This window comes from Vibrio sp. B183 (assembly GCF_000740665.1).
In the GTDB taxonomy this organism is placed as follows: domain Bacteria; phylum Pseudomonadota; class Gammaproteobacteria; order Enterobacterales; family Vibrionaceae; genus Vibrio; species Vibrio coralliilyticus.
Map to the genome: position 1 here is coordinate 296,166 of NZ_JPQB01000004.1, position 17,043 is coordinate 313,208.

The 17,043-nt window shown below is 47.5% G+C and carries 18 protein-coding genes; 3 read left to right on the plus strand and 15 right to left on the minus strand.

Annotated features, from left to right (window positions below; genetic code table 11):
• Positions 1 to 22: 22 nt before the first annotated feature.
• The 6 genes from IX95_RS04420 to IX95_RS04445 form a co-directional block, all read right to left on the minus strand.
• A complete protein-coding gene (locus IX95_RS04420; RefSeq protein WP_038157170.1) occupies positions 23 to 616 on the minus strand; it encodes a hypothetical protein in 594 nt (197 codons plus the stop codon).
• A 102-nt stretch (positions 617 to 718) separates the two neighbouring features.
• Positions 719 to 1,570, minus strand: a complete 852-nt coding sequence (locus IX95_RS04425; protein WP_038157172.1) for a hypothetical protein — start codon at positions 1,568 to 1,570, stop codon at positions 719 to 721.
• A gap of 21 nt (positions 1,571 to 1,591) precedes the next feature.
• On the minus strand, positions 1,592 to 2,299 hold the full coding sequence (locus IX95_RS04430) for a hypothetical protein (protein ID WP_038157173.1): 708 nt from the start codon (positions 2,297 to 2,299) through the stop codon (positions 1,592 to 1,594).
• 84 nt (positions 2,300 to 2,383) lie between these two features.
• Positions 2,384 to 3,169 carry a hypothetical protein gene (locus IX95_RS04435; RefSeq protein ID WP_038157175.1) on the minus strand — a complete coding sequence of 262 codons (786 nt, stop codon included), beginning with the start codon at positions 3,167 to 3,169 and terminating at the stop codon, positions 2,384 to 2,386.
• Between the two features lie 48 nt (positions 3,170 to 3,217).
• A complete protein-coding gene (locus IX95_RS04440) occupies positions 3,218 to 3,517 on the minus strand; it encodes a hypothetical protein (RefSeq protein ID WP_006960134.1) in 300 nt (99 codons plus the stop codon).
• A 20-nt stretch (positions 3,518 to 3,537) separates the two neighbouring features.
• The gene (locus tag IX95_RS04445; protein WP_038157176.1) at positions 3,538 to 3,960 is read right to left on the minus strand and encodes a hypothetical protein; all 423 of its coding nucleotides are present in this window, start codon (positions 3,958 to 3,960) and stop codon (positions 3,538 to 3,540) included.
• 152 nt (positions 3,961 to 4,112) lie between these two features.
• On the opposite strand from IX95_RS04445, the gene IX95_RS04450 reads away from it, so the two are divergent.
• Positions 4,113 to 4,424 (plus strand): hypothetical protein, encoded by a 312-nt coding sequence (locus tag IX95_RS04450; protein ID WP_038157178.1) that lies wholly within the window; start codon positions 4,113 to 4,115, stop codon positions 4,422 to 4,424.
• On the opposite strand, the gene IX95_RS04455 is transcribed toward IX95_RS04450, so the two are convergent.
• The 7 genes from IX95_RS04455 to IX95_RS04485 form a co-directional block, all read right to left on the minus strand.
• Positions 4,336 to 5,298 (minus strand): hypothetical protein, encoded by a 963-nt coding sequence (locus IX95_RS04455; protein WP_019277209.1) that lies wholly within the window; start codon positions 5,296 to 5,298, stop codon positions 4,336 to 4,338. The genes IX95_RS04450 and IX95_RS04455 overlap by 89 nt on opposite strands.
• A gap of 16 nt (positions 5,299 to 5,314) precedes the next feature.
• Complete coding sequence (locus IX95_RS04460; protein WP_019277208.1) at positions 5,315 to 6,091, minus strand: lamin tail domain-containing protein; 777 nt, start codon at positions 6,089 to 6,091, stop codon at positions 5,315 to 5,317.
• Positions 6,092 to 6,195: 104 nt separating this feature from the next.
• Positions 6,196 to 8,274, minus strand: coding sequence for a PDC sensor domain-containing protein (locus IX95_RS04465; protein ID WP_038157180.1), 2,079 nt, complete (start codon positions 8,272 to 8,274; stop codon positions 6,196 to 6,198).
• On the minus strand, positions 8,271 to 8,894 hold the full coding sequence (locus IX95_RS04470; RefSeq protein WP_006960143.1) for a hypothetical protein: 624 nt from the start codon (positions 8,892 to 8,894) through the stop codon (positions 8,271 to 8,273). The genes IX95_RS04465 and IX95_RS04470 overlap by 4 nt, the downstream gene beginning before the upstream one ends.
• Positions 8,891 to 10,447, minus strand: coding sequence for a transporter substrate-binding domain-containing protein (locus tag IX95_RS04475; RefSeq protein WP_038157182.1), 1,557 nt, complete (start codon positions 10,445 to 10,447; stop codon positions 8,891 to 8,893). Before IX95_RS04475 ends, IX95_RS04470 begins: the two co-directional genes overlap by 4 nt.
• On the minus strand, positions 10,444 to 11,229 hold the full coding sequence (locus tag IX95_RS04480; RefSeq protein WP_038157183.1) for a class I SAM-dependent methyltransferase: 786 nt from the start codon (positions 11,227 to 11,229) through the stop codon (positions 10,444 to 10,446). Before IX95_RS04480 ends, IX95_RS04475 begins: the two co-directional genes overlap by 4 nt.
• Before the next feature lie 58 nt (positions 11,230 to 11,287).
• Complete coding sequence (locus IX95_RS04485) at positions 11,288 to 12,178, minus strand: N-acetylmuramidase family protein (protein WP_038157185.1); 891 nt, start codon at positions 12,176 to 12,178, stop codon at positions 11,288 to 11,290.
• 256 nt (positions 12,179 to 12,434) lie between these two features.
• Between IX95_RS04485 and IX95_RS04490 the strand changes: the two genes are divergently transcribed.
• Together IX95_RS04490 and IX95_RS04495 are read left to right on the plus strand one after the other, a co-directional pair.
• Positions 12,435 to 12,680: a YdcH family protein gene (locus IX95_RS04490; protein ID WP_006960152.1), complete on the plus strand. Its 246-nt coding sequence runs from the start codon at positions 12,435 to 12,437 to the stop codon at positions 12,678 to 12,680.
• Between the two features lie 359 nt (positions 12,681 to 13,039).
• On the plus strand, positions 13,040 to 14,725 hold the full coding sequence (locus IX95_RS04495) for an SgrR family transcriptional regulator (RefSeq protein WP_038157186.1): 1,686 nt from the start codon (positions 13,040 to 13,042) through the stop codon (positions 14,723 to 14,725).
• Positions 14,726 to 14,940: 215 nt separating this feature from the next.
• Here IX95_RS04495 and IX95_RS04500 read toward each other — a convergent pair whose 3' ends face one another.
• The gene (locus IX95_RS04500; RefSeq protein ID WP_038157188.1) at positions 14,941 to 15,726 is read right to left on the minus strand and encodes an HAD-IIB family hydrolase; all 786 of its coding nucleotides are present in this window, start codon (positions 15,724 to 15,726) and stop codon (positions 14,941 to 14,943) included.
• A 33-nt stretch (positions 15,727 to 15,759) separates the two neighbouring features.
• The gene (locus IX95_RS04505; protein WP_038157190.1) at positions 15,760 to 17,043 is read right to left on the minus strand and encodes a TRAP transporter large permease; all 1,284 of its coding nucleotides are present in this window, start codon (positions 17,041 to 17,043) and stop codon (positions 15,760 to 15,762) included.

The window sequence follows — 17,043 nt, forward strand, 5'->3', positions numbered from 1 at the left end:
GGAGCGGGACTAAGGTCCCGCCTTAAAATGCAGCCAGCAGAAAACGTGGCTCCCCTTCTTTTTTCATATGACTGAGCCGCGCAATCTGAGTGCTGCCCGTTAAGCTGGTATCAAGCACATACGCACACTGAGTGTTGTTATCCAATGGCTCGAAATGCTTGATGTCTTCGCCACTGAAGCTTCCCCATAATCCGACCAGCAGCATCACTTCATCTTCGGGTAAAGACTTACGTAAGGATGCGACACGTTTGGTATCGTCATAGAGTTTGTTGCGATCTTTTTTTGACGCTAATTCGTCCTGATGCAGAACGTGAAATTCAAACCAAAGGTTTTTACCCGGCGTTGAAATACGCAGATCCGCTTTTGACGCGTAGCGTTTGTCGCAAGGTTCGACGGAAGCCGATTTGCTAACAAATTTGAGGTACTCGTCATTATGACTGTAGGGGGAGGCGAAATGGATATCCTCGATATCTGAAGATTGAGCCAGCGACAGGCTGAGATCGAGCGTGAGCCAGGAATGTACAAAAGGCTTTGCCTGAGGCATGGCGATGACCTGATTCGCTTTGCTGAAATCGTGCTGACCGGCGAGATGGCTGAGTAGTGATTGCTGAATCATAAGGTTTCTCCGAAAGAGCGATGCGTTCAGAGTATCAATCGAAGTGGGCAGAAACTCGGGATAAGCCAGCATAGAATAGGGGATGCTGGCGTTAGGTTGGGGTTATGCGTTCTCTAGCCATAGCTGTGCATCATCCAATTCATGTAGATACACTCTGCTCTGGCTGGCATGGTTAGCAAGGTTGTAATCGTTCAATAGTTCTGGACGAAAAGCTGTGCCCAAAGACAGACATTGAACTTGCTGAGTGGGGGAAAAATAACTGAGCTGCTCAGACAAAATATCGGAAAGCTCAGGCTCTTCAATTCCCCCTTCAAAGCATGACCACAATGCTTTGATGACCGGATACATAGGTTTGCTTTGCTGCCTTGAATCGGTACTTTTGGCATAACCCGATTGCCATTGAAAAGTCGTACCAAACAAAAAGCAGCGGATGGTATGCATGAGTAGCCAGTAATCGTGCTGAACATCCGCTCCATTCGGTTTGGCGACTCTCATGTACTGGTACAGTGCAGCAACAAATTTGCTGGTGGCGAGGCTATCTGCATTGGTCATTGCCAATAAGATGGCACGATTGATCTTGCCAGCGTATTTCTCCTCAGGTGTTGGCTGCTTGGGTGGTCGATTGACCTCTCTTGGCTCATGAGAGTAATGGTAGTGACCGGAAATACCGTGTTGTCCGAGTCTGGAACCTCGTTCATTCAGTGCACCACCATTGAGCCAGTCTACATGGCTGAGAGGGTTAATCGGGCGTATCGACATGGGTTTACCAGCTTGTGAGTGTTGTGACCATTCAGGTAAATCTGATGAGCTTTCACAAGCGGGCGGTTCCTCTTGCACTGGGGAGGAAAGAGCCAGATAAGCCAGTTGGTACGCCAGCCGTTGGGCGAGGCCGGGCTCTGCTCCGGCCATTAATGCGGCGCTGAAGGCCGCATAATACATTTGGTCTGATCGCATTAAGAGTCCTCCCGGTCGGGATTATTCAGTGGGTGCGCTAAGGGCTCTCACGTTGCTGTTAAACTGCGGCAGCGTTTCGACAAAGCGATTGATGACCTGTTCTGCGACGGACTCTTTGACGGAAGGTTCACTGATGTAGGTATCCACTTCTGAGCGAATATGCCCACCGTTTAACGCATCACGATCTCTTTGGTTGACGATGGCATTCACGGCCTGAGCAAAAGCAAACCCATCCGTTTTACTGTAAATACGGTGCTGGCTGCCTGTGTTGCCCGACTCTGGGTAGCGAGGGGCTGCATAAGACACCATGTAAGGCTGGGTATTTGGATCGTTACCGATCAGCTCTTCACACGAGAAGAGGACGAAGTCTGTAGAGCGGTAGTTATCCATGACCTGATTGCAAATAGGCAGGTCAGCTTCGATGGCTAAGTTGTAATCGCAGAAGAAGACATCGACACCTGGGATCAGGCTGGAGATCATAGTATCGAACGCGTTTTGGACGCCTTCAGGCAGTTCATCTTGCTCTGGAACCTGACTGTAGTTCTGTGATTTCACCGAATAGGAGCTTCGCCAGCGGGCTAGGAGTTGTTTCCCTTTGTGCCCGTCTCGATATTTGTAAGCGACCTTGTAGCCGCTATCAAAATAATCTTCAACATCAGGCTGGTCAGTCAGGAATGCGAAGGTACGTCCGTCAGAAGCTTCGCAAAGGCGAAATAGTAGTTGTCTCATTGGTTTCTCCTGTTGAGTAGTTACCTCCGCAGAATAGGTTTTTCAGGCTATGTATACTTGGTGCAATAGTTCACTCTTTTGGGGTTATTGACGATCCGTTGCACGCATGCAGGAACGCACGCCTGTGAGCCAGCGAAGATTCGGTTGTCGAGACGCGCTTTGAGGCTTTGAGTGAGCTGAGCTCTCCACGGTTTGTCTTTTATTTTCAGCATGTTGAAAGCCATGCTTATCTTCTTCTGGTATTGCAGGTTCCAGTTTATGATCTGATGCGCCATTAGCCACAAACTTAAATTGATACGGGTAACTTGAATGGCCCTGATAGCTTGAAGGCTGAGACCAGCTGATTTTGGTTGTTTGAGTCTTGGCTTTGGGCTTGGAATCGTCCTGCGAGACAGCGTGTGATTCGAGCCTGCGGCGTTCACTACCAGATTTTGGGCGCACGGGCTCGGATGGCTTTTTTAGATGGTCGACAGGTTCTTCTGTATGGTAGGCATCGTTAGAAGCCTCAGCTTTCTCTTCCGAGCTGGCCGTAAACACACTTTTAGGCATGCTGGTCAGGCAGCGCGCCAGATCCTGCACATAGCTTTGATAAGGGTTAAAGCTAGCGTCAAATTCCGCCAGTTTGCTTTCGGTGTTTGTCGTGCTTGTTACTTCTGCCGTCTCTTGCATTAGTGGTTCTTTTGGTGAAGGTGAATCTTGGTTAGCCTGGGAAACGGGTGGTGTATTTTCCGACTCTTCCGGTGACGAAAAAACGGACTCTTCCTGCACAGTCGCTTCTACCGGTTGAGTTTTGTTAGCTTTGCGATAGCGGGATTTGAGTCGGTAGCCACGAGGAACCCATACGACTCTGCGGCGTCGATATTTGCCCATGCTTCCCCCTTATGAGCAAGATTGGCGGGAAGCTCCCGCCAGAAACAGTTACACCAGCGTATCGACTAGTGTGCTAAAGGTTTTATTGACGATTTTCTGCACTTCGGATTTTGCGCTGATTTGCCACGTCAGCATTTCGGCCTCAGCGATTTGCTTTTCACGTAATATCTCTAGCTCAAAATCTTCATTGGTTAAGTCGCCGTTGTTTCTAGCCTCTATCAGCTCTTGCAAGGTGGCCTTTTGCTTATCCAGTGTGACTGTCAGCGCACTGGTCAGCAGGTTCTTAATTGGTGAGTCTTCAATTTGGCTAGTAATTTGTTCAATGATGTTATCTATGCTTTCCGTCATCTTTCTGCTCCTTGAATGATTTATTGTTTGGCGAGTTCACCACGAATTAACGCATCAATAAGCCGTTTGTACTGATCTAAGCGACGCTTGATGAGAAAATCTGACAAGGTTTGTTTTTGCTGATGAGTTTTCATGTCCTGCTGCCAGAATTGCACCAGTGTTTGAGCCTGCGTTAAGGTCTCTTGGTTTTGCTCTCGCCTTGCCTGTCTGCGCTCTAATCCACGCACGCTCACATCGATTTTGAGGTACTGCTCAGTGAATCTCGCGTAGAGGCGTTCGCTTTCCGGAAGTGCCTGCATGCTCAGGTAGAGGTATTCGATATCACGTTCGATACTTTGTGCCTGCTGAACGGTTTGAGGATCGTAGGGAGCCACCAGGCGCAACGTACAGCCACTCAGTAATATCAAACAGGCGGCGATCCAGCCGAGGTAACGAGTTTTCATTGTGTGTCCTTATTTTTCGGGTTTCACTCCATGATGACTTGAAAAGAGGGTGAGTAGCTCAGGCTAATTGGCTGAATAATTGGGTTATTTGGCCGTGATTATTTCTTGTTGAGTGATAAGTTAAAAGCAGGAGAAGTCAGCAAGGAAATGCTATGTCGGATTTAATCGATGTGCTTAAACTGGTCAAAAAAGCCTACAAGCCGAAATTGCAAAAACTGAAGATGACGCCAGAACAAGTGAAGCAGAAGGTCAAAGTACACCAGAAAGTCTCCGGTGTACTTCAGGGAATGGACAAATTGGAATCACTCCAAAAAGAGTCTCTCGAACTGGTCGCTAAATTGGTTAAAACGTTTGTTGAGCAGGCACCAACGATGGCTAATCAGGCGCTCGCCCCGTTGAAGAAGCCTCAGGAGCAGAGTCAGGCTGACGACGAATCCCATCAATCAGACGATCAAGCAAAGTAAATAACACCTCAATGCTGTAGCCTGCGATAAAGGCCAACGCCATTGGAGACAGTGCCATGTCGCCCATTTCCGGCTTGAGTAACCAGCCGGTTATCATTCCTGCTAAACAGCCTAGTGTGAGGCGCAGTCGATAGCCGACTTCTCTGCTCGCGGTATATGTAAGAGTACGTACCTGTTGCAGCAGGCTACGCAGGACAAAAATAAACGCACCGAGCAGGCCATACATCAGCGGCAGAATGTAGTTTTGTAGCATTTGCAATACCGACTGAGCGGCGATCAGGTTAGCGGAATATTCAACGGGTGAGTCTTCATTGGCAGTCCTTTCGGCATCCAATGGTATGTTACGTCCACCTAGCCAGATGTGATTCCAGTTTCGCAGCAACTGGTAATTGGCCTCCATATCTGGGGGCATAGGAGAATTGAGGGCGTCCGTTGACCCCACAGAGGTGAGAAGATTTTGCGTCAGTGCGTAGCCAAACAAGTAGTACATCTGCACAATGAGCAGGAAAATCAGGGTTAAAACGGTGTAGCGCCGATACCAGGTGATCACCCTTGAAGCGCCTGGTAATTCAAGCTTGCCATCTTTAGTGTCGGGCACAACGGCTTTGATGCTCTCGACTGTCACTGGGTACACCTGTTTGGCTAAACGGTCGTAACATTGCAGCAGCAAAGTTTCATCTTCTACGCTCCAGTGCCGAGTATCAATGCGATATTTGGCGCGATATATTCCCTGGGCAATCTCTGGGTCAATCGTGAGATCACCGTGGCGAGCAACGTATTGCAGCAGCTGAATACCTTCACGGATCAGTTGTTGTAAATCAGACTCTGGGATCGATTCGTGAGTCCGTGATTTTACTAATGAGTCACTCGCCAACGGCTATCTCCTTTGATTAATAGTTGTAACTGGAGACTTCTCTGTCCTGATAATCAATCAGCTTGCAGCCGCCACCGTCGTTGTTCCAAAGCGCTGTAGGGCTGTTAAAGCTGTATTCGTTATCTTCAAGCGACGCTTTGTTGGTAAAAACGCGTAAGGAAGTGAGCGGCGCTAACTGAGTGTCTTCAGGAAACACAAAGCAATTGTCATTGAGCAGAGCTTCTAAACGCCACTGGCTAAGGTCGACCGTATACTCTGACGTGTTGTGAATCTCGACGTACTCATCGCCTTCGCTGCGAAACTCTTTACCGTCATAATTGACGTGGCTGATGATGGCATGAGGGTGAGCTTTATCGCCATAAATGAAGCTTGAAACCGTCTGGCCGTGGTGGTTGACCAAAGTGCCAAGGTCGCCTCGATTATTCCACACGGGTTGATTGGAACCAAAACTGTGCTCCGACTTACCTGATGTATCAATTTTGATGTACTCAAACGGCGACAGGAAGGTATGTTCTGGGAAGATATATTGCTGATCTGGCGAACCTGCCTGTATGTGCCAGCCACTAATGTCTGCAGTCATATCGCCACGATTTCTAATCGTGATCGACTCGTCCAGAGGTGAGGTGGTCCCTTTAAAGTCTAGAGATGAAATCTCTACCTGACTAAGCACTTGAAGCTGGTTAAGTTGTTGCCAACACTCGTCCATCTCCTCTTTAGATAGCTTTTCTGGAGACGCTATTTGGTTGAGGATCTTAAGCACTTCCTGCTGAATGTATTGGGTATTCACTGACACGTGTCACTCCTTGTTGATTGAGGCATTTAACGTGTCCAATGTAGCGAAATCCCCGAAAGATACTCGGGGATTTCTGACCAGAATTGCCGCTAATCGACGCTCGGTTATTTTTCGATAAACAGCAGGGTAATAATCAGCGAAAGCATGAGGAGTAGTGGCCAGTACCACTGTTTAACCCTCAGCCCTTGCTGATATTCCAACGCGTGAATTTTCATCTCCGTGGTGTACGCCAGAGCGCCAATGGAGGTGAAAATAATCTGCAGGTAAGCGAGGAAATAGAAGTACTCGATAAAGATAACGCCCTGAGCATTCAGCTCCTCACGAAGTGCGACATGCGCAATGACCAAGATGAAAAACAGCGAAGCACAATATTGGAGAACGGTGGCAGTGTTAAAGCCCCACAGCGCTTGCTGCTTTTCGTCCTTGGTCCAAAGAAGCAACATACAATAAGTAAGAAAGCTCACGACCAGCAGTGGCATGATGTGGCTGATCAAAGGCCCCGTAATACTCCTTTGTATGACCATGTTGTACTTCAAATTGACGGTTTGATGGCCATTGTAGAGCTTGTCAGTTTGATAGCTAAAGTAACTTTGTAGTAGCTTCCAGCTGCCAAAATCATGTTCAGCCATTCTGATACCGGGTAAGTCTTCGGGCCGCATGGAAGGGTAGCTGTCAAACTCTGGTACCAGCATTAGGTAGCCCGAGTCTGGCCTCGGAATCATCGTCAGTTCAATGACTTCACGATCAAACGGAAAAGACTCGTAATCAAAAGGTTGTTTGATGAGAGCGACAAACTGCCACAGCTGGAATCCTTCACTCTCCCGAATCAGAGACCAAGAGGTATTCAGGGAATTATTTATGTGCAGTGGCGGCTCATCGGTTGCCTGATCAGAGGTGATGATTTTGCCGACAATACTGACCTGATCCGCTTCAACTAAATCAAGTGACTCAACGGTTAAGTTGATCTGATGAATGTGCTCCGAAGAGGCTTTTTTCCCCGGTGGATATTGGGCTTGCCAAGCGAGGTACGCGCTTTCTTCATTGACCAACAGAGCTTCGCCTTTGCTCAGTGGCTTGGGTGCTAAAGCCTGATACCAAAGCAGGAGCAGGTAGGACAACAGGCACAGTGACAAGACAGTAAACAGGCGTCTTAATTTGGCGCGCGACGCATCGGGAAAACGCAGTGAAGCGACAAAAATGATTAAACCTGCAATACTGAGAAACCAGATCAGATCTTGATACCCAGCATGAGACGTGGTTGATGTCCTGAGCTCATCTGCATCAATAATTAGTCCAAGCTGAGCGTCTAGTCCTTCGATATTACTCAGTACCATCCACTCCTCACGACCAGTGACCGGATGAGAAAAAGTGGATAGATCCCCCTTAGTCAGCTGCTCCGAGATAGAAGCAAGCAGCGGGTACTCAGTCGGGTCTAAGCTGTATATGTCTTTGCCAAGAACCGACTTGTTCGGGTAGGCCAATATCTGACCTGTGCGTGAAATCAGCATGCCAAAACCTTGGCTACCCAGATTGAGATTCAAAACTTGCTTGGTCAGACTATTGAGCGAGAAGTTGAGGAACACGATACCGTCAAAGCCATTGTTCATTTGCCCGTCATAATTGGACTCAAAGGGTACGATGAATTCAGCCAGCCAGGTATTGGCATTGGTACCAAAATACGGCTCCATCCACATACTGCCTTTTGACATTGGCTGATGAAACCAAAAAGTCCGTGGACCGTTGTTCATCCTGTCTGGCAAGGTGTAGTCGTAACGTTCCGAAATCTGCTGGCTTTGGCGATTGTCTCCGTTCTTCTGAAAGTAGGGTGAGTACAAAGGATTAGCAGGATCCGAATAACGATTTTTACGAAAGGCCACACCACCTCGGTGCGCCCCTTGGGTTGTCATCACCGACTGAGTGATCAAGTGGCGCAGTTCTTTATCATCGCGTTGCTTTTGGTTGATTGCGGCCGCTAACAGTTCCGTTTTCTGCGATAGCTCCGCTAAGCGCTTGTTGATGGCCTGAGTAGCCTCTTGGCTTTGTTCGACCAAGTGATGGCGAATGTCAGTATCAATATCAGCGTGTAACTGGTAAAGCGTGATAGTGATAAAGGCCGCAACAGACCAGATAAGCGCTGCAATCCAGCGCAAATGGTAATACTGAAGTTCGGAAGGTTTGATCATGATTCGTCCCTCGCTTCAATATGCCGATTTTGGCGCTTTTCGGTGAGCGTGATAAAGGTCTTCAAAAAGCTCTGACACAAAGCGCCGCTGACGATGAAAAAGCAAGCCACCATGGTGTAAATCGGCAATATCGCATCGGCTTGGCCGGAAGAGGCAATGTAAGAGTTTGCTGTCGCCAGTATTTCATCCACACCGATGGCCGATGCTGTGGTCGAGGCCATTAAGATCACTAGAAAGAACTGATTCACTGCTGATAGCGAGAAGGACTTACCGCTGGTACGTTTTTGTGTGGCTAAATCACAGCTGTAACCCATGACAGGGATCGCCAGAGCGATAATGGCTTTACCGAGCGCAGGTACGTACATTTCAAAGCCCATCATTTCCCAGCGTGAGGGGACGATCAGCGCAAGATAAAACAGCATCACGAAACTGGGGACATTACAAAGTAAAGACTGAGCCCCTTTCGCCAGCCACTTGATTGGTGTTTGAGTGTGATTGGTTCCGCGACTCAGCAGAGCTCCGACAGGAAAACCTATCGTCATCGCTGATATAGCAATAAGAATATTGAGGCTGAAGGAGTAGGTAAGCGACAGCCATAAAGTCATGTCCGATAAAATCATTGCAACGCTCCTTTGTTGTTGATGTCGGGCGATGTTTGTCTTTTCAGATAATCGGAATAGCGGGTGAACAGCTTGCCGACGAGATAGGCAAACAGCAGTACTTCAAGGTAATAAAACAGAGCCAGAAGTGTCATGAGCAGAACGGGGTAGCCTGAACTGGAGACTAAGGTGTTGACCACCAGAACCGCATTGGGCGAAGCAATAACACTCGCCATGCCGGCAGCTTTAGCAAGGTTGACCAAGTTAGCTTTGACCCCAGCACTGTGATGAAGATAGCGTTGAGTTAAGGAAAGCGGTGACGTCACATCTGCGGTGACTAGGTTGTTGATACCAGAGGCGGTGTACAGCGCCAGTACCAGCCAGGCAACACTGGCTCCGCTTAATAGCCAGTGCTGGCCGTGCTCGTTCCAGAAAGACAGCGCACCGAAGTAAATCAGGTAGAGCATCAAAATGGGTGGAATCGAACTTTGTAGATGAGTGAGAAACGCGACTGGTTTTGCGACCCAGTGTTTGGAACTCGTCGTCATGTGAGTAAAGCCTAACGCCAGCGCGATGGCGGTTAGGATCGAAACCACAGTAAACAGAGCAGTGTGGAGCATAGATTGAATCAGCCGCTCTGTATCGAACTGGTCAAAAGGCCAAAATTGTTTATCCCCTTGTTGCCCTAGTGAGATGACGGTATCAAAGCAGAGCTTTTTCTTGCTGACCTTGTCGCTATCTGCCTGACACACGGCATCGCCATTCTCATCCACTGAGTTCCAGTTTTTGTGTTGCTGAGCAAGGTAGTCTTGTTCTGGCAACTGCCACTGTTGGGCGAGACTCTTCAGACGACCATCTCTGATACGGCTAGCGATAAAACGGGACAGCCAGCTCGCTAAAGATTGCGATGCCGTATCTTTACGAGTCACCATCGACCAATGGATTGGCATGATGGTCTCCACATCAACGCTATAGTCACTCCACTCCTTTTGGTTTGATAAGTGGAACAGAATGCCACTGTCATAGGCCCATGCCTGACATTTGTTGGTCAATAGCGCCAGTTTTGAATCTCGGTTACTCATCAGAATGATTGGTTTGATGCGATAGTTCTGTACCAGCGACTTATTGAAATACGCTCCAGCGGTCAGGCAGACCGGCTTGCCGATTAAGTCAGTCCACTTTTCGACGGTGTTCGATTTGTGAGTCAGGGCGGTGACACCACTGCGGAAATAGTGGGGTGTGATCATACGGACACGCTGTCGACGTTGCATGGAGTCACCGACAGTCGCAATCAGCATATCTACTTGCCCTTCGTTAAGCTTTTGAAAACGATTGGCACTAGTGACGGTTTTGAATTCCACTTCTGCATTGAGCGCATGGCCGATCATTTGCGCCAAGTCGGGTTCAAAACCAGCAGGTTGATTGTTGCTGTCCAGCATTCCCCAAGGTGGGTAATCGGCTTTAACGCCGATTACAATCCGTCCAGATTGTTTAATTTTGCTCAGTAAATCTTGCGCCTGAACGCTGGGTAACAATAGGCAACAACTTATAAGGAGGGTAAAGAAACGAATCATGCACGCCTCCTTGCGACCACCAGTAAGCCGTAACCCAGCGAAGCGGGTAGGAGATTACACAGCAGGTTATCTAAAAAGGCCATGGCGGAGTTTTGAATGACAAAACGCTCTGGAAAAATGCTTTCTGCAGTGACTTTTTCGATGTCAAACCCTGCTTCAATCAGCTCTGCTCTGATCTCGTTTACAGTGTAAAGATGATAAAAAAGAGGGATTTTTCGGCCTGATTGAAAGCGTTGGTACTGAATATCTCCGGGCAAGTTCTGTTGATTTCTCTGTCGCCATTGCAGTGTGAGAAAACGCCGTCGTCGATTGGGCACGGATAAGATCAGCGACCCATCGGGCTTCATGTGTTTGTAAAACCATTTCAGTAGCTTAGCGCGTTCTTTCTGTTCTCGGATATGGCTCATGACACCGAAAAGAAGCATGCCTAGCTGGAATTTCTCATCTCGGTCTTCAATGTGTTGATGAAGCTGATTTTGGTCACTGAACCAGTCGACACGCTCGGAGAATGGTTGTGTTGCTTGCTTCGCTTGTTGGACGGCGATTTCACTGATATCAAAGCCATAGAGATGTACGTTGGTCTGTTTGAGTATTGGATAGCTGTAGCGGCCGTTTCCGCACCCATAGTCCAGTGCTAATGAGTCCTGAGCGAGAAATTGCGCATGCTGAAAGAGCGTGTTGAGAACTCGGATATTGGCTTTTGGATAGCGAGAGGTATACAGGCCGATGCGATAATAATCGTCGTAGGATTGGGCGATAGTTGTAGATTGGACGTTGTTCATGAATAGACTCCTTTCTTCGCCTGAATGAATGCTGCGCAGGTCGCCCTGCGCAAGCCGTTTAAGCTGAGTGAGTCTGGTAGGCGGACTCCAGTCTTTCGTCGTAGCGGTTTTCAGCGTAGCCAGGGCCGTTGTAGTAACGGGCGAAGGTCGGCCAGTCGAGTGCTTGGATCGCTTCGTGCAGTTTCGAGTTTGACTTGATGAAATTCACGAAAGCCATCAGGTGGTGACGCTCAGCAAAGAACATGTCACGAACGAAGGTTTCGACATCGTCATAACCCGCAGCCTGATGGTTAAAGCCCATGATTTGGTAACGGCCGAAGGAAGCAGATTTCAGAGCGGCGGTTCTATCCAAGTCGATGGCTTGCTTCAGGCGGTCATACTCTTTTTCACCACCCACATAGAGTGAGCGATCCCATTTTGGAGATGAGATATTTGGGTGTGAGTCATCAAATTGATGGTTGCTGTATTTGGAGAACTGGTGTGCTTCAAACAAGATGCAGGGTGCGCCAGACTCAAAGAAACCACTGCCTGATGATTCAACATCTGAGACGGCTTTAATCGCGGCGACTTCGCAGCCAAGGGAGTCGGCGGCGTCATTGTAGTCATCGTCAGTTAGCCCTTTGATAGGTTCAATCGCTGGCAAGAATAACGAACTCAGTGCACTTTGACCTGCGCTCAGCTCTTTATTGAGCGTGCGATGACTTTTGCCGTTGGCATCAATACGGCTATCAGGGTTGTGAAAACCCAGAATTGTTTTCTGCATAGCGGCGATCGCCTGACATGTTGGTGATTGGCCAAGCTCTGAGCTGATGACGCCATCTTCTTTCAGTGGTGCGCTCAGGCCAATTTTGTCGCTCAATTGATTAAGGGCTTTTTGTACGTTGAGTACATCATCAGGTGTGTTGTCCGCGCCAATTCCAACCGACGAGGATAGGGTGAGTTCTTTCATGTTTGACTCCATGTATTCTGGTTTGATTGATCCCTACAAACGCTACTGGAATCGAGGTGTGACTAATTGGGCAGAGTCAGGGAATTTTCGGCGCGACCGATGAACAAAGGGTGTAAGAAGGAAAAGTTAAGAATCCGTCAGAATTGGTTCTCAGAGTGAAGTTGTCGATTTGGATCTCAAATACGGACATATAATGGTGCTATGTTTGTATGAAATTTGACCAGTAAAATCCACCAAGATAAACAAAGGGGTTGTTATGCTAGGTGAAGATCACTCTCTATTAAGCGAATTCCCGCAATATAAAGATACCATTCGTGCATTGGCCAAAATGGATGACAGCTTTCTGTCTGAGATGAAGTCCTATGACTCGTTGGATAAAGAAATCCGCAAGCTTGAACTGATGGATTCTCCACTAAGTGATGAAGAAATGCATAAGATGAAACATGATCGCGCAGTGATGAAGGATGTCCTTCATAAACGTTTGGTGAGCGCGCATCAGTAAGTACGATTGTTAGAGAGGGAGAAGTCTCTCCCTCTTTGTATCAACGACTGAAAGCTCTGTAAAAGCGTCCAAATTGACCTGCCTCAGCCAATCCATGGCTTTTGATTTTTTCCAGTTTATTGTGCTCAATCAGAACAACATCCCAACCAACACACCGACGAAGAAGACACTTAATAACTGCGTACGCGTTGAGGGCCGGTGTGAATGGAAAACAATGGGATGCTTCACGTCTGGGTTGACTAAATATTCCTTCCCATTCAAGGTGTAAAGTGTATAGCCTAAAGGGTCCATAAAAACGTCTCCTGCTCTCTTTGTCTCTGCTGGTTATTATTGTTAAATAAACAGGAAGTAATAATGATATGGTAGAAAATCGGAGTTCATCTTTTATCACTCAGATTCATTTACAGCGCTTACAGCAACTAAGTCGCTATTACCCTCTGAACAGCGCTGATAAAACGGACGTTCAAACTTTGGCAGGACAACTTAGCTGCTCTGAACGCAATATTGCTAAATTGATGAAAACCTTAGTGAATATAGGCTGGATTTCTTGGCAACCAGGGAGAGGGCGTGGTAATAAGTCTGAAATCATTCTGCTGGAGAGTTTTGATTCGGCGTTGATGCATGTGCTTGAACAGCATTGCAAAAAGGGGAGCCTAAGTGAAGCAGCGAGATATGCTGATTATTTTGGTTACGCAGAAACATTTCGTAAGCAGCTGCCCAACTGGTTAACCCAGGCACAAGAAAGCCTAAAAAACCTGAACACCCTAGTGACCTTAGTTCCTTATTCTCTTCCGACTTTACATCCTTTGTGGGCGTACAGAGCAAACTCACACTTGTACTTAGATGCCATGTTCGACACTTTGCTCAGGTATGATAATGAGACAGGTAGGGTAAGGCCCCATTTAGCGCATCATTACGAATTTAGAGGGGACGAGCTCTGGCTGCGATTACGGCCCGATGTTTGTTTTCATAATGGTGAAAAACTGACAGCTTACCATGTGGCGAAATGTATCGAAGACCGAGTCGCTGAATCACACTCTTACCAAATTCTTTATCGCCATATATTGGAAGTGGTGGCCGAGGGGCTATGGGTTGTAATTAAGCTGTCTCAGAAGCATGAATCGATCCTACATTTGCTGTCAGAAGGGCATTCCGCAATCTATTTGGATACTAGCGCTCATAGTATACCGCTTGGAACGGGGCCTTTTATGCTCTTATCGAGCTCTGAACATCACTGGGTATTGGCTAAGAATCCAAATTACTTTGCAACAGGAGGGTTTATTGAGCGTGCGGAGTTTTGGACCAGTGACGGCGTTGATAGTAATGTTCAAGGTCATATCGTACACCATAGGTGTCCGGCGTCTCCGCAAGCTGGAGCCGATAAGATCGCTTTGCAAACAGGCTGTGACGTACTGGAATTTCAACATCATCAGTCAGAGCTGTCGATGGATGAAAAGGCTTGGATCTTTCACCAAGCGCGAGAGTTCTGTCGTCGCGGGGAAAACGAATTTTTGTCGCAAGCAAATTCGATCACGGGTTATCATCAAAACAAAAGTGTTTTCCTGTATCACCCCAACCAAACTAAGCCAAGTCGGCCAATGCGAGTGTGTATTTCGAGGAAGACCGCATCAAGAGTTCAATTGATTGAATATCTTCGGCAGCAAGGATTGGAATTTGAAGTTATCTCAGTTAAGCAATCAAAAAACACATGGTTTGATATCAAGCTTGGGGGTTATGTGTTCTCCGAAAATAGCGTATTTGGTTACTACAAATGGCTTTTGTGCAGCTCCGTATTCAGTTCTTGTTTATCCGTTCAGCAACAACAAGCGTTTCTCTCTATTGTTGATCAATTGATGATGGTGAGTGATAGCGAGGAGGAGTTCCTTAATGAACTCCATCGATGTGAGGATTGGCTGATTCAAAATGGTGTCTTTGTACCTCTATGGCGTGACTCAGAAAGTTATGATGTGTCAAACTCACTGCACGGATTAGAAATGGACAGCGCTGGGATTTTATCGCTACAGAAACTGTGGTTCGACAGCTAAGTAAGTGTAACTTTCCCGCTGAACTTAGCTTGTTAAAGTTAAAGTCTGTTTCTCTTCCAACGCGCAGGAATTGCGCCTAAGATATTCTATTAACAAGGGTTTAAGCGCTTGTATAGCGAGCCCCGTAGCTCTAGCGAGTTCAGATAAATTAAAAAGCGCTGACATCAGGTCAGCGCTTTTGGTTTGTTTAGGCACTATTAGCTTTTGATATTTAGCTATTTTATAGCGAGCAGTTTCTGTGTGAATTCTGCAAAACCGTAGCCGCCTGGCTGCGTCATTAGGACCGAAGGATGAAACGCCAATCGATCCCAATAGTGTTTAATGTTCGCGACCCCAACACTGTTTGGCATAATTTCAAACATGTGCTGGTCGTTCATTGAGTCACCGACATAACAGGCGCGCGTTGTGATTTCTTGGCTAGACAGGCCTTTCTCGGTAAGGAATGCTGTGGCTGTCGCTTTTTTCGAGTGCTCGCCATACCATGCATTAATGTGAATCGAGCTGGCGGTGGCGTGGGCACCTAAAGCATGAATTTTAGCGACAATTTCTTCGATCACGGCTTCGTCTACACGGGGGCGGTTCTGGCCGATATCAATCGCCACTTCACACAAGCGATAGGATTGATCCAGTGTCAGTGACAAATCTGGGTAGTCACGCAGGATGTCTTCAACTTGCGCTTTTAGCTTTGTTTGGTTGTCGCGGATAGCTTCGAGCTGAACACCAGAGCGTAAGGTAAGATAGCCCCCCTTCTTTTCCATAATGAACGCGCCGTTTTCACCTAATACGGCATCCACAGGCCAAAGCTGGGCAATATGGTCACACCAACCCGCACAAGCGCCAGTTACAGCGACCACTTTCTTACCTGAGTCTCTTAATTTTTGTAGCGCGATTAAGGTCTCTGGCGGCAAACGGCCTTCCCAAGTCAGGGTGTCATCGACATCCGTCAGTACCCAGTCGACCTGTTTCCAGTTTTGGTTTAAATCATTCGTTACCGAATTCATTTCTACACCTCAAAATTCTTTCAATACATCGTGTTAAAGTAAATTCGGCAAAAACATCACTAAGCTTTCTGAGAAAGTCAGCAGCATCAATACCGTCAGTAGTGCCAACAGTAGTGGCGCCACTTCTCGTACAAAATCAACCATACGTACCTTTAGGATGGAACATACGGTGAACATCATTGAGCCAAATGGCGGTGTCACACCCCCAATCATGATATTTACAATGACAATGATGCCGAAGTGAACTGGGTTGACGCCCAAGTTCAGTACGGCTGGCAGTAGCAATGGCGTGAGGATTATCATCGCCGCACCACCTTCAATAAACATCCCTACGACCAACAGCAGAACGTTAATGAGTAGCAGCAATACCAGTTTGTTGTCTGTCAGTTCAATTAGCGCTGAGGCCACATTGTGTGGGATTTGCTCCAGCGTCATGTAGTAACCAAACACCATGGCACCAATAATGATGAACATGACGCTACTGGTGCCTTGAACCGTTTCACGCATGATCATTGGAATATGCTTAAAGCCAAGCTCGCGATACACAAATGCGCCAATGATGGTGCAGAGTAGAACCGCAATCGCACCTGCCTCTGTCGGGGTAAACAAACCAAAGCGCATCCCCAAAATGATGCCGAAAGGAATCAGCAATGCAGGCACGGCTTTCAGGAAGTAATGGAAACGCTCTTTCGCTGTTGCAGGCTCTGAACGAGACGGTTTGTACTTACGTTTGCGGGCTATAAACGCGATGGTCAGCATCAGGGAAGCCGCCATCAGAAGCGCAGGTACATAACCCGCAATAAACATCTGGTGAACAGAAACATTGGCGAGCAACGCAAAAATGATCAGGTTGATACCCGGCGGAATCACTGGGCTGATGCTTGAAGAAGCTGCGGTTACCGCTGCGGTAAAGGGTAGGTCATAACCGCGTTTGGTCATTTCTGGCGCCAGTATTTTCGACTGCATCGCAGCATCAGCGTTAGCAGAGCCTGAGATGCCGCCCATCAATGTGCTTAATGCTACGTTAACCTGTGCTAGGCCACCTGTTTTGTGACCAATCATAGAGTCAGCAAAGGTCAGCAAGCTTCGGCTGATCCCGGCGTAGTTCATGACCGAGCCGACCATAATGAAAAACGGTATCGCTAATAGCGGAAAAGATTCAGCGGAGCTGATGAAACGCTGCATAACCAAGCTCACGGGAATCGAATCATTGATGAATAAGAAGTAGACCATCGATGATGCGATCAGTGAAAAAGCAATCGGAATATTGAGCAGAAAAAGGACAAATAGAATGATGATTGGCAGATAGCTTTCCAT